Origin of the sequence: Nonomuraea sp. NPDC049625, from assembly GCF_040675285.1 — a bacterium.
GTDB lineage: Bacteria > Actinomycetota > Actinomycetes > Streptosporangiales > Streptosporangiaceae > Nonomuraea > Nonomuraea angiospora_A.
Genome location: NZ_JBFAOQ010000002.1, coordinates 154,342 through 166,449 on the forward strand (window position 1 = coordinate 154,342; position 12,108 = coordinate 166,449).

General features: G+C 71.7%; 13 protein-coding genes. 2 read left to right on the forward strand and 11 right to left on the reverse strand.

The genetic code is table 11. The features are described from left to right. Positions 1-10 precede the first annotated feature (10 nt). Together AB0J87_RS08065 and AB0J87_RS08070 are read left to right on the forward strand one after the other, a co-directional pair. Positions 11-646 carry a TetR/AcrR family transcriptional regulator gene (locus AB0J87_RS08065; RefSeq protein WP_363963367.1) on the forward strand — a complete coding sequence of 212 codons (636 nt, stop codon included), beginning with the start codon at positions 11-13 and terminating at the stop codon, positions 644-646. Further along, on the forward strand, positions 624-1,562 hold the full coding sequence (locus AB0J87_RS08070; protein WP_363963369.1) for a hypothetical protein: 939 nt from the start codon (positions 624-626) through the stop codon (positions 1,560-1,562). Before AB0J87_RS08065 ends, AB0J87_RS08070 begins: the two co-directional genes overlap by 23 nt. Here the strand turns inward: AB0J87_RS08070 and AB0J87_RS08075 are convergent. The 11 genes from AB0J87_RS08075 to AB0J87_RS08125 all read right to left on the reverse strand — a co-directional run bounded on the left by AB0J87_RS08075 (position 1,543) and on the right by AB0J87_RS08125 (position 12,078). Next, the gene (locus AB0J87_RS08075) at positions 1,543-2,307 is read right to left on the reverse strand and encodes a class I SAM-dependent methyltransferase (protein ID WP_363963371.1); all 765 of its coding nucleotides are present in this window, start codon (positions 2,305-2,307) and stop codon (positions 1,543-1,545) included. The genes AB0J87_RS08070 and AB0J87_RS08075 overlap by 20 nt on opposite strands. Beyond that, the gene (locus AB0J87_RS08080) at positions 2,307-2,987 is read right to left on the reverse strand and encodes a DUF4191 domain-containing protein (RefSeq protein WP_350728818.1); all 681 of its coding nucleotides are present in this window, start codon (positions 2,985-2,987) and stop codon (positions 2,307-2,309) included. Before AB0J87_RS08080 ends, AB0J87_RS08075 begins: the two co-directional genes overlap by 1 nt. A 64-nt stretch (positions 2,988-3,051) precedes the next feature. Beyond that, positions 3,052-5,430 carry a glycoside hydrolase family 3 C-terminal domain-containing protein gene (locus AB0J87_RS08085; protein ID WP_363963373.1) on the reverse strand — a complete coding sequence of 793 codons (2,379 nt, stop codon included), beginning with the start codon at positions 5,428-5,430 and terminating at the stop codon, positions 3,052-3,054. Between the two features lie 124 nt (positions 5,431-5,554). Further along, complete coding sequence (locus tag AB0J87_RS08090) at positions 5,555-6,370, reverse strand: alpha/beta hydrolase (RefSeq protein ID WP_363963375.1); 816 nt, start codon at positions 6,368-6,370, stop codon at positions 5,555-5,557. Next, the gene (locus AB0J87_RS08095; protein WP_355206124.1) at positions 6,346-6,741 is read right to left on the reverse strand and encodes a VOC family protein; all 396 of its coding nucleotides are present in this window, start codon (positions 6,739-6,741) and stop codon (positions 6,346-6,348) included. The genes AB0J87_RS08090 and AB0J87_RS08095 overlap by 25 nt, the downstream gene beginning before the upstream one ends. Before the next feature lie 92 nt (positions 6,742-6,833). Next, positions 6,834-7,790, reverse strand: a complete 957-nt coding sequence (locus tag AB0J87_RS08100; protein WP_363963377.1) for a helix-turn-helix domain-containing protein — start codon at positions 7,788-7,790, stop codon at positions 6,834-6,836. Positions 7,791-7,883: 93 nt separating this feature from the next. Beyond that, positions 7,884-8,441: an alpha-ketoglutarate-dependent dioxygenase AlkB gene (locus AB0J87_RS08105; RefSeq protein ID WP_363963378.1), complete on the reverse strand. Its 558-nt coding sequence runs from the start codon at positions 8,439-8,441 to the stop codon at positions 7,884-7,886. Positions 8,442-8,635: 194 nt separating this feature from the next. Further along, complete coding sequence (gene lipA, locus AB0J87_RS08110) at positions 8,636-9,565, reverse strand: lipoyl synthase (protein WP_350728831.1); 930 nt, start codon at positions 9,563-9,565, stop codon at positions 8,636-8,638. 42 nt (positions 9,566-9,607) lie between these two features. Beyond that, positions 9,608-10,588, reverse strand: coding sequence for a M48 family metallopeptidase (locus AB0J87_RS08115; protein ID WP_363963380.1), 981 nt, complete (start codon positions 10,586-10,588; stop codon positions 9,608-9,610). A gap of 22 nt (positions 10,589-10,610) precedes the next feature. Then, entirely contained in the window at positions 10,611-11,303 is a 693-nt protein-coding gene (lipB, locus tag AB0J87_RS08120) for a lipoyl(octanoyl) transferase LipB (protein WP_363963382.1), read from the reverse strand. Positions 11,304-11,340: 37 nt separating this feature from the next. Further along, positions 11,341-12,078: a peptidase E gene (locus tag AB0J87_RS08125; RefSeq protein ID WP_350728838.1), complete on the reverse strand. Its 738-nt coding sequence runs from the start codon at positions 12,076-12,078 to the stop codon at positions 11,341-11,343. Between the last annotated feature and the right edge of the window lie 30 nt (positions 12,079-12,108).

Below are 12,108 nucleotides of genomic sequence, written 5' to 3' on the forward strand. Positions count from 1 at the left end.
TGCTGCCCTCATGGGGTTGAGGGAGCGGAAGAAGGAGCAGACGCGGCGGCGGATCGCCGAGGTGGCGCTGCGGCTGTTCGACGAGCGCGGCTACGACGCGGTGACCGTCAACGAGATCGCCGAGGCGGCCGGGGTCGCCAAGGTGACGCTGTTCAACTACTTCCCGACCAAGGACTGCCTCGTCACCGAAGGGGTCAAGGAGGACCTGGCGGCGATCGTGGCCGGGCGGGGCGAGGGGCGCTCGCCCCTTCAGGCGCTGCGCGAGCACTACCGCTCGATGGCCGCCCGGGGCGCGGGAGCGGTGGACGTCGAAGCGCTGCTGGCCAGGGTGCGGGTGATCGGGTCGAGTCCGGCCCTGATGGGCGCGCTGCACGCGATGCACATGAGCGAGCGCCACGAGCTGGCCGAGGCCCTAGGGGAAGCCTACCCCGGCGACGATCTGACCGCGCGGCTCATGGCCGGGCAGATCACCGCCGCCGTCACCACCATCCAGGAGGCCTTCTTCCATCGCATCGCGACGGGCGAGCCGCTGGAGGAGGCGGGCCGGCGCCTGGCAGGTGACGTGGAGCTGGCCTTCGACCTCCTGGAGCACGGCCTCACATACGTAAAAAAGGGGACAAATCATGAAAAAGGGGATCAACTATGATGTCGGGTTCCTGCCGGGCGACAGCCTGAGCCGCAGGTCGTTCCACATCGAGGACGTCCGGCGCGACATGCGGACGATCGCGGAAGACCTGCACTGCGCGTCCGTACGCATCTCCGGCCGCGACCCCGAGCGCGTCGAGGCGGCCGCCAGGGAGGCCGCGGCGGCCGGGCTGGAGATCTGGTTCACCCCGTTCCCCGTGGACCTCACCCAGGACGCGATGCTGGAGGTCTTCGCGGACGCGGCCCGGCGCGCCGAGTCGGTGCGCCGCGACGGAGCCGAGGTCGTGCTGGTCACCGGCTGCGAGATCACCGCCTTCGGCCACGGCTTCATCGACGGCGACGGGTACGGCGACCGGCTCGGCGCCATGATGGCCGGCGACATGGAGTGGTGGACGTCCCTCATGCAGGTCATGCCGCGCTTCAACGCCTACCTGGCGAAGGTGGCCGAGACCGTGCGGCCGCTGTTCGGCGGCCGGCTGAGCTACGCCTCGGCGCCGTGGGAGCCGGTCGACTGGGCCCCGTTCGACGTGGCGGGCGTGGACGCCTACCGCGCCGCCTACAACGCCCACGACTTCGCGGACGAGCTAAGCGACCAGTTCAAGCACGGCAAACCGGTCGCCGTGACGGAGTTCGGCACCTGCGCGTACCGCGGCGCGGGGGAGCGCGGCGGCTCGGCCTGGGTGGTGCCCGAGGACGCGGTACGCGACGAGGGCGAGCAGGTGCGTTACTTCACCGAGCTGATGGACGTCTTCGAGCAGGAGGGGGTGGAGACCGCGCTGTGGTTCACGTTCGCCGCCTTCAACCGGCCCGGCGAGGCCGACCTGGGCTCCTACGGCGTGGTCAGGATGCTCGACGAGCGGCGCTGGGAGCCCAAGGAGGTCTTCCACGCCATGGCCGCTAGGTACGCGCGCAGCTGAAAATGGCCGTGCCCGGGAGGTGACGGCCGCGCAGCGGGCTCCAGCCGCCCCACACCCGCTCGTGCCCCTCCGGCCACTCGGGCTCCAGCAGCCCCGTGACGGTCAGCCCGGAGGCGACCAGCAGGTTCACCCAGTCACCCATGGTGCGATGGTGCTCGGCGTACGTGACCGTGCCCCGTTCGTCGTGCTCCTCGTAAGGGGAACGGTCGAAGTAGGACCGGTCGGACGTCAGCCCGCGCGGCCCCGGATCGTCCGGGAACGCCCACCGGATCGGATGGCTCACCGAGAACACGAACCGGCCGCCCGGCCTGAGCACCCGCCGCACCTCGCGGAAGACGGCGAGCGGGTCGGCCACGAACGGCAGCGCCCCGAACGCCGAGCAGGCCAGGTCGAAGGCGGCCGCGGCGAACGGCAGCGACTCGGCGTCGGCCTGGACCACGGGCACGCACAGCCCCGTGTCGAGGTCGATGCGCTGGGAGTGGCGCAGCTGCCGGTGAGAGACGTCGAAGGCGGCCACCTGCGCGCCCTGCGTCACCAGCCAGCGGGCGCACTGCGCCGCCCCGCAGCCGATCTCGAGCACGCGCCGACCGCGCACCTCGCCGAGGAGGTGCGCGTCGGCCTCGTCGACGCCTTCGGGACACCACACGAACCCGGTGTCACGCAGGAACTCGCCGTGTTCGAGCTGGTAGTCGTCGGCGTTGCCGTCCCACCACCAGCGGTTGGCCCGTGCGGAGGAGGACAGCACTAGCGCATCTTGGGGCCGCGCGGCATGCGCGCGCCCTTGGGCATGGGGCCCTTGGGCAGCGGCATGTTCTTCGGCAGCGAGCGCAGCCGGTCCTTCACCTCGTTGACCGCGGGCTTCTTGAGGTTGCGCGGCAGCTTCATCAGGTGGCGCTGCAGCTTGCCGAGCGGCACCTGCCCCTCGCCGTCACCGCACTGGATGTCGTAGATCTCGATGCCCAGGACCACCCGCGCGACCCGCTTCTTCTCGGCCGCCAGCATCTTCGCCACCCGGTTGCCCGGCCCCTCGGACACCAGCACGACGCCCGGATAGCCGACCACGAGGTGGATGAGGTCCTGGTCGCGGTTGACCGCGATGGCAGGGGTGACCTGCCAGTTGCCGCGCATGCCCTGCAGCACCGCCGCCGCGGCACCCGTCTGGCCGTGCAGGATCGAATATTGGGCCTTCTGGGCGAGCTGCCCGAAGACCACCAGACCAACCGTGAGCGCGGCCAGCACACCGATGAACACCGAATACCACAAGTAGTCCGTGACCAGGCCGATCACGACGACCACAGCCAGCGTGCCCACCGCCGAAAGGAAGACGATGGGCAACCCCTTGGGGTTGGCCTGCTTGATGATCTGCGCGATCATGCGGAGCTGCTTGATGCGCCCCGGCTTCTCTGGATCCTCGGACTTTGCCATGCTCTGAAGGATACAAACCAACAGGTGCGGTATGGAAAACGTGACCCCGTCATTTCGCGCCCGGCTAGATCTTCACGGTCGCGGACAGGCGCGGATCGGCCGCGTGGCGGCCCGCCTCGACCGTGTGAACGCCCTCGACGGTCCGCCAGCCGCCCTCCTCCCAGACCTGGAAGGTCCGCTCGGGCAGGAACACGGTCGTGATCACGGTCTCCCCGGGCGCCGCCTCGACCACGTCGAACCCGGCCAGCGCCCTGTCGACGTACACCTGCACGACCTCGCGGCCCGGGCGGTCGCCGGTGTTGGTGACCGCCACCGTCACACTCGTGCCCTCGGCCGCGATCGAGTCGTACGACCAGGTGGTGTAGCCCAGGCCGTGCCCGAACCAGAACGCCGGCGCGCGGCCCGTGCGCTCCCACGCCCGGTAGCCGATCGAGGTCCCCTCCTCATAGGCCACCACACCGTCCACCGGCGTCACGTCGACCACGGGAGCGTCCTCCAGCCGCCGCGGCCACGTCGTGGGCAGCCGCCCGCCCGGCTCGGCGTCCCCGAACAGCACGTCCGCCAGCGCCGCCCCCGCCTCCTGCCCGGGGAACCAGGTGAGCAGCACGGCCGCCACCTCCTCCGCCCACGGCAGCTCGACCGGCGAGCCCGCGTTGACCACCACGACGGTGCGCGGGTTGGCCGCGGTCACCGCGCGGATCAGCTCGTCCTGCCGCCCCGGCAGCCTGAGGTCCGCGCGGTCGAAGCCCTCGCTCTCCACCTCGGGCGTGGTCGCGGCCACGACCACCGCCACGTCGCACTCCGCCGCCACCCGTGCGGCCTCGGCCATGAGCTCGTCCTCGCCGGGGCCGGGGTTCGCGTGGCCGGCCGTGAAGGACACGAACGCCATCCCGCCGAACGCCCCGGCCGGGTGCGTCACGACCACCTCGTACGCCTGCCCGGCGGCCATGGGCAGGCTGATCCGCCGCTCGGGCGGCGACAGGAACGCCATGGCGGGGTCGTCGCCGTCCGGGCCGATGCTCTCGTCGAAGACGCTCTCGCCGTCGACGGCGACGGTGAAGGCGCCCACACCCGCGACCGACAGCTGGTGCTCGCCTGAAACGTCCGGTGTGTACGTGGTACGCAGCCGGACCGCCGCCAGCCGGTCGCCGTCCACGCCCGGCGGCAACTGGCCGATCCACCGCGCCTCGGCCGTGGCCAGCGGCTGCTCCGACAGCACCGCGCCATCGGCGTCCAGGAAGGCGGCCATGGCCGGGCCGGGGAGCGGGGACAGGCGGATCCGGGGGTCGGTGCCGAGCGCGAACCGGACCTCGGCCCGCTCGCCGAGCCCCTGCAGCGGCGAGACGATCCGGCCCGGGAAGACCTGCGCGCTCCCGCCGCCCATGACGCGCGCCTCGGCGGCGGCCGCCCCGATCAGGGCGATGGTCCTGATCTGCCGGAACGGCAGGATGCCGTCGTTGGTGAGCAGCGTGAAGCCGCGCGTGGCCACCTCACGCGCCAGCGCCACCCCGTCGATGGCGGGCCACTCATCGACGGCCGGCGTTTCCGCGGCGTCGGTGGCGGGTCGCTCCTCGGTGGGTGGGGGCTCCGCGCCGTGCAGGGCCCCGACGCGGTGGGCCAGGCGCAGGATGCGGCGCACCCGATCGTCCACGACCGACTCGGGCACCCGCCCCTCCCGTACGGCGGCCTCCAGCCTCTCTCCCCACGGCCCGTGCGGGCCCGGCATCGCCACGTCGGTGCCGCCCAGCGCCGCGGCCTCGGTCGTACGCACCGCCGTCCAGTCCGACACCACGAACCCGTCGAACCCCCACTCGCCCTTCAGCACCCCGTTCACCAGCTCGGCGTGCTCGGTCATGGTCATGCCGTTCACCGAGTTGTAGGCGGTCATGAGGCCCCACGCCCCGGCCCGCACCACCCGCTCGAACGGCCGCAGATAGACCTCGCGCAGCGCCTTCTCGCTCACCCGGACGTCCGCGGTGAAGCGGTCGGTCTCGAAGTCGTTGGCCACGAAATGCTTCGGGGTGGTGGCCACCCCGCCCTCCTGGACACCCTCGACGTACGCGGCGCCGATCTCGCCCGTCAGGTACGCGTCCTCGGAGAAGCACTCGAAATGCCGGCCGCCGAGCGGGGAGCGGTGCAGGTTGATCGTGGGGGCGAGGAGCACGTGCACGCCCTTGCGCCGGGCCTCCTGGGCCAGCAGCCGGCCCGCCCGGCGGACCAGGTCCACGTCCCAGGTGGCGGCCAGCGCGGTCGGGCTGGGCAGCGCGATCGAGGGATCGACCGCGCTCCACTGCTCGCCGCGTACGCCGATCGGGCCGTCGCTCATGACGAGCCGATCGAGGCCGATCTCGGGCAGCGGCGGGAGCGACCACATGCCGGCCCCGGTGAGCAGGCGGACCTTGGTACGGAGGTCGAGCCGGGCGATGAGTTCGTCGAAGTCCACGAGCCCAGTCTTCACCAGCTCGCGCGGGGCTCAAATGAGGCTCGGGCGGGGCTCATGGGGGCTCAGGCGAGGGCTCAGGCGAGGGCTCAGGCGAGGGCTCAGGCGGAGGGCTCAGGCGGAGGGCTCAGGCGGTGGCGAAGAACTCCAGGAGCTCGGGCACCAGCGCCTGCGGGGCCACGTTGTGCGCCTGGCCCTCCAGGACCCGCCGTACCGCGCCCGGTACGGCCGCCGCGACCGCCAGCCCCGCGTTCGACATCCACCCGGGGCTGTCCTCGCCGTTCAGCACCAGCGTCGGCTGCCTGACGGCGGCCAGCCGCCCGGCGGGCAGCGCGTTGCCCGGCCCCAGCACGGCGGCCTCGTAGGCGAGGGTGTGGGCCAGCGCCTCCACCTGCGCCCAGGACGGCTGTGCGCGCATCGCGGCCACCGCCTCCGGCGGCGCCTCGGCCGCCTCCACCATGAACCGCTCGACGGCCTCGCCCCGCCTGCCCGCCCTCACCAGCGCCTCCAGCCGCGCGGCGAAGTCGTCCGGCAGCGGGGGCGCGCTGTCGTCCACGTGGTACGGCGGCTCCCACAGGGCCAGCTTCGTGACGGCCGGGTTCCGCACCGCGGCCTCCAGCGCCAGCGCGGCCCCCGACGAGCCCCCGAACACCATGGCCGACCCGCCCGCCGCCTCGATGACCGCCGCCAGATCCTCGATCTCCCGCTCGACCGCGTACGGCTGGGTGTCCCCGCTGTCGCCGCGCCCCCGGCGGTCGTAGTCGTACACCGTGAACCACGGCGCCAGGGCGGCCGCCACGCCGGCCGGCGTGACGTGGCCCCGCACCCCGAACGCGCCGTGGACCAGGACGACCGCGGGCCCCTCGCCGTAGCTGTCGAAGGCGATGACGGTCCCGTCCGCCGAGATCGCCTTGCCGCTCAGGCGGCCGGCTGCGCCAGGCACAGCGCCTCCCAGTGGTGTCCGTCGAGGTCGGCGAAGCCGCGCTGGTAGCGGATGCCGTCCTCCTGCTTCACGCCCGCCGGGGTGGCGCCGAGCGCCAGCGCCTTGTCCACCAGCTCGTCCACCTGGGCCGGGTTCTCCATGCCCAGCACCAGGATCGCCTCCGTGGCCGTGTCGGCGGCGGCGATCTCCTTGGTGATGTACGAGCCGAACGTCGGCTCGGTCAGCAGCATGACCTGGGTCTGCTCACTGATGATCACCGACGCCATGCCCTCGGCCATGCCGAACAGGTTGAAGCCGAGTTCGGCGAAGAACTTCTTCGACCGCTCGAGATCCTTGACCGGCAGATTGACGAACAGCTGCATTTTCCTCATCCCTTCCTTCGATGTGCCTTCAGTCTGCCGATCGAAGGGGGTGCCGGTCTTGGATCTGGGTGCCAGGCGGATTGACGTTCAGCGCACGGTGTTCAGCGCACGGTGTTCAGGCGCCGGTATTCGGCGGGCGGCATCCCGTACGCGCTCTTGAAGAGCCTGCTGAAGTGGGCCGAGTCCGGCAGCCCCCACCGGGCCCCGATCTCGCTCACGGACCGGGTGCCACCCGATGCCAGCTCCGCGCGGCACCGCTCCAGCCGCCGCTGCCGGATCCAGGCGGCCACCGTGGTGTGCTCCGCCTCGAACAGCCGGTGCAGGTAGCGCACGGAGATGTGGTGCGCGGCGGCGACGGCGGCCGGGTCGAGGCCGATGTCGCCCAGTCGCTGCTCGATGAAGGCGTGGATCTCCATCAGCAGCACGCGCTGCCGGGAGTCCTCCGGCAATGCCCGCGTCAGCTCGACGCGTTCGGCGACGGCGGTGCTGACCAGATCCGTCACGATGCCCGACAGCCTGGCGGCGCTGCCCGGCCGGTACGTCTCGATGTCCTCGGCCACCCGGCGCAGCAGCGGCACGGCGAGCGCGGCGGCGCCGGTCTCGGCGGTGATGGGGACGGCGGCGAGCGCGTCCACGGCGCCGGACGGCAGCGCGAGCAGGTCGCGCGGGAAGCTGAACAGCGCGAGCCGCACCGCCGAGTCGTAGGCCAGCTCGTAGGGCCTGGTGAAGTCGTAGATCGCGAAGTCGCCCCGGCTGAGCTGCGCGTCCCGCCCGTCCTGGGAGAGCCGCGGGCTGCCCTCCAGGGCCAGCACGACGCGGTACATCTCGGGGCTGCCGCTGTCGATCATGCCCGGGGTGCGGTGCACGCTGTGGGGCGTGGACGTGCGGATCCGGCCGACGGTGACCGAGCCCAGCCCGCCGGTCACGATCTCGCCCCGCAGCGGGGCGCCGGGGGCGATCCTGCAGTCGAGCGGGCCGAGCGTGTCACACACGATGCTCCGCCAGGCGTCGTGACGTCGCTTGGCGGGCAGGTCACTCGTGCGGATCAGAACCGCCATGTCCGCTCCCGGGGTCGCCTGCCTGCCATGCTAGTGCCGTATTTGCAACATTTGCCGGTGATGGGCTTCGACCGACAGGAGCCGAAAGCCCGGTTACGGTGCCGGGTCGTTGACCGTGCGGAAGGTCACTGACACGCGCCGCGTGCGCGGGACGCGGCCTGCCGCGGTGGGGTCGCTCTTGCGTGCGGCGATGCTGTGACGCCAGGTGTATCGGGCAGGTCCTGACATGACGCACAGGCTGCCGGGGGCGAGAGATATCGCCACCTTCGTACCGTCCGCAGGATGGGTGAAGTCCATGACGCAGGCGGAGCCCAGGGAGATCGCGGCGACGACCGGGCCGAAACAGGGCACGCAGTCGACGTGTGGGCTGATGCCCTGCCCCGGCTGGTACTCGTTGATGATCACTTGGTTCGCTTCGCTGTCCATGATCCCTTCGCGGACCAGGCGTACGGCCTGCTGTCGTGCCCATCCCGGGATCGGTGGAGCGGCGGCGATCAGGGGATCCCTCGCCACACTTCGGCGGCCGTAGTCGTAGCGGTGGCCGTAGTGCTGCACTCGTCTTCGCAGTTGTGTCGACCACTCGGCGGCGTCGAGGGACGAGAGCAACGACGCGCAGGCGTCGGGAGCGAGCCAGCCGGCGATGTAGCGCAATCCCGGGACCATCTCATCGCGAGACGCCGGCGGGAGGCCGTCAAAGGACAGTTGATCGAAAGACTCCGGCATGCCGAGAACAGTAACCAGCCGTCAAAGGACTTCGAACGATTTTGCGGTGGCGGGGTCATGAGCGTGGCCGGGTATGAAGCAGCCCCGGGACCGTACGGGTCCCGGGGCCGGAGGCTGGGAGGTCAGGCCGTCTGGCGAGCCTCGATGGCCTGCTTGTAGAGGCGGCCCGCCCGGTACGACGAGCGCACGAGCGGCCCCGAGAGCACACCGGCGAACCCGATGGCCTCGGCCTCCGCCTGCAGCTCCACGAACTCCTCGGGCTTCACCCACCGCTCCACCGGATGGTGCCGGGGCGTGGGCCGCAGGTACTGGGTGATGGTCAGCAGGTCGGTGCCGGCCGCGTGCAGGTCGCGCATGGCCTCGACGACCTCCTCGCGCGTCTCGCCCATGCCCAGGATCAGGTTGGACTTGGTGACCAGCCCGGCCTCGCGGGCCGTCGTGATCACCGCGAGGGACCGCTCGTAGCGGAACGCGGGACGGATCCGCTTGAAGATCCGCGGCACCGTCTCGACGTTGTGCGCGAACACCTCGGGCCGGCTGGAGAAGACCTCCTCCAGCTGGTCGCGGTTGCCGTTGAAGTCGGGCACCAGCAGCTCGACGCCGCACCCGGGCAGCAGCCCGTGGATCTGGCGGGCCGTCTCGGCGTAGAGCCAGGCGCCGCCGTCGGGCAGGTCGTCGCGGGCGACGCCGGTCACGGTCGCGTACTTCAGGCCCATCTGCTGCACGGACTCGGCCACGCGGCGCGGCTCGTCGCGGTCGTACTCCTTCGGCTTGCCCGTGTCGATCTGGCAGAAGTCGCAGCGGCGCGTGCACTGGTCGCCGCCGATGAGGAAGGTCGCCTCGCGGTCTTCCCAGCACTCGTAGATATTGGGACAGCCCGCCTCTTCACAGACCGTGTGCAGGCCCTCCCGGCGCACGAGCGATTTCAGCTCGGTGTATTCGGGGCCCGTCTTCAGCTTGGTCTTGATCCACGGGGGCTTGCGCTCGATAGGGGTTTCGGCGTTACGCACCTCCAGGCGGAGGAGCTTTCGGCCTTCAGGGGCAACGGTCACGTCCCCAGCTTACGTCTCCTGGAAATGCAGCCCGGCCGGGGGTCAGGAGATGAGGCCGAAGCCGCGGATCGCGCGCGTGTAGTGGGCGAGCAGTTCGTCGTCGACGCGTTCGGACTCACGCGTGCCGAGCAGCTCCGAGTGCGGGGGAGTGGTGAGCACCCCGTCGTCGGTGAGCCTGGAGCGGGCCAGCGCGCCCTGCCTGATGGCCGCCACGCTCTCGCCGCGCAGCGCCGCCGCCTGCATCGGCGCCAGGTAGCCGCCGCCGGCCAGCCCGTCGAGCTCGGCGAGGTCCTGTTCGGAGGCGGCCCGCCGGGCCAGCTGCCGCTGCCGGGCCAGGGTACGGCTCTCGCCGGCGCGGGCCAGCCGGGTCAGCGCGTACCGAACCAGGAGCACGGGCCCGCCGAGCACCCGCCCGAGCATGCGGCCGAACATCCCCGCCACCTCGTACGTGGTCCCCGGGTGGTCCACCGCGCCCAGCGAGGAAGCCGCGATCTTGGTCTGCGCCTCCTCCCTGATCCGCAGCGGTTCGGCCCCCAGCAGCGCGTCCCGCCACGCCTCCAGGGTGAACAGCGCCCCGCTCACGACGAGCTCGTCGCCGGTCGGCACCCGCGCGTACGCCGTGGCCAGCAGGGCGACCCGTTGCTTGGGCGGCAGCGCCAGCCACAGCGGCAGCCCGATCATCAGGACGGGGGTACGCAGCGGGCCCACGCGGTCGTAGCGCGTGTCGGGGTCCAGGTCCATGACGGCGACCTTGCGCGGCCGCCGGACGCCGACCAGGTCGGCCACGCGCTCCGCGGCGCCGTACAGCTCGGGCGCCGACGAGCGGTCGAGCACCTCGGCGTCGGCGGGCAGGCCGCCCAGGCGTGGCCGCAGCGCCCACGCGATGGCCAGGCTCGCGCCGCCGAACAGCCACGCGAGCAGGGAGCCGGGGTACCCCAGGATCACCCACGCGCCCAGCGCGACGAAGCCGAGCGTCAGCAGGTGGACCAGAAGGGCGAGTAAGAGAGCGAGGACACGCTTCACACGGCTGATCGTAGGCCGTGGGTCATCTGCGGAGAAGGTCCTCTTCGTGGAGATCGTACGACTCCATGCCGAGGGCCTCCGCCAGCCGCTTCTCCGCGATCGGCATGACCTCCTCCACCACGATGCGGCGGCCGGTCTCCGCCGACAGCGAGGAGACGCCGACGTCGGGGATGCCGCACGGCGCGATGCGGTTGAACCAGCGGGGGTCGTTGGCGCAGTTGAGGGAGAAGCCGTGCATGGTGACGCCGCGGGCGACGCGCAGCCCGACCGCGCCGAGCTGGCGGTCGGGCAGGCCCAGGCTGGGATCGCCGACCGCCCAGACACCCCCGCGCCCCTGCACCTGTCTCGCCGTGACGCCGAAGTCGGCGCAGATCTGGATCATGGCCTCCGCGAGGCGGCAGGCGTACGCGTTGACGTCGGTGACGCCGACGATCGGGTAGGCCACCAGCTGCCCGGGCCCGTGCCAGGTCAGCCGGCCGCCCCGGTCGACGTCCACGACCGGGGTGCCGTCGGCCGGACGCTCGTCCGGGGCGGTGCGCTTGCCCGCGGTGTAGACGGGCGCGTGCTCGAGGAACAGGACGGTGTCGCTCAGCTCTCCGGCGACCCGCTTGCCGTGCACCCAGCGCTGCAGCGACCAGGCCTGCTCGTAGGGGACGTCGACGCCGAGGCGGACGATGGCGAGTGCGTGGGGATCGTCCCCGTCGATGGGGCGCATGAGCCTATTGTGCCGGTCCCGCCCCCGCGAAGGGTAATCAGGGGGTAAGGAGTCGAGGCTCGATCCTGAACTCCTTGACCCCGCCGGCCCCGTCGCTCTCCACCCGGTACGCGTAGCCGCCCGGCTCGACGGTCACCGCCTGGATGAACTCCGTGCCGACGTAATGGAGCCCCACGCCCTCGTCGGCGGCGTATCCGGACGGCAGCTCGCCGCCGGCCACCGACTCCTGCAGCAGCGGCCGGCGCTGCGGGTCGGAGTCGTAGTGGACGCCGCACGAATAGGGGAGCAGCGCCATCCCCTCGGCCCACACGCGCAGGTCAGGTCCGAAGGAGTCGGTGTTGCCGCCGACGTGCCAGCACAGCGCGCCCGCGCTCTGGCCGGAAAGCACCACCCCGGCCCGCCACGCCTCCTCGAACGCCTCGTCAAGGCCGTGCAACCGCCACAGGGCCATCAGGTTGGCCACACTGCCGCCGCTCACGTAGATCATGTCCTGTTCGAGCATCCACGCCCGGGGATCCTCGACATTGGGCATCGGGAACACGGTGAGATGGCTCAACTCGACGTCCCACCCGGCGAAGGCGCCGTACATCTTCAGGATCCAGTCGTCCGAGTCGCCCACCGCGGTGGCGACCAGGCCCAGCTTCGGCCGGTCCTGCCCGGTCAGGTCGAGGCCGTACCGCAGCAGCGCGCTGGCCTCGAGGAAGCTGTAGCGCCTGCTCGGGCGGAAGGATCCGCCCCCGATGGCGAGGATGTGTGACTGTCCTGACCGGCTCATGTCAAGATTCTCCCACCTGTTGAAGACGGA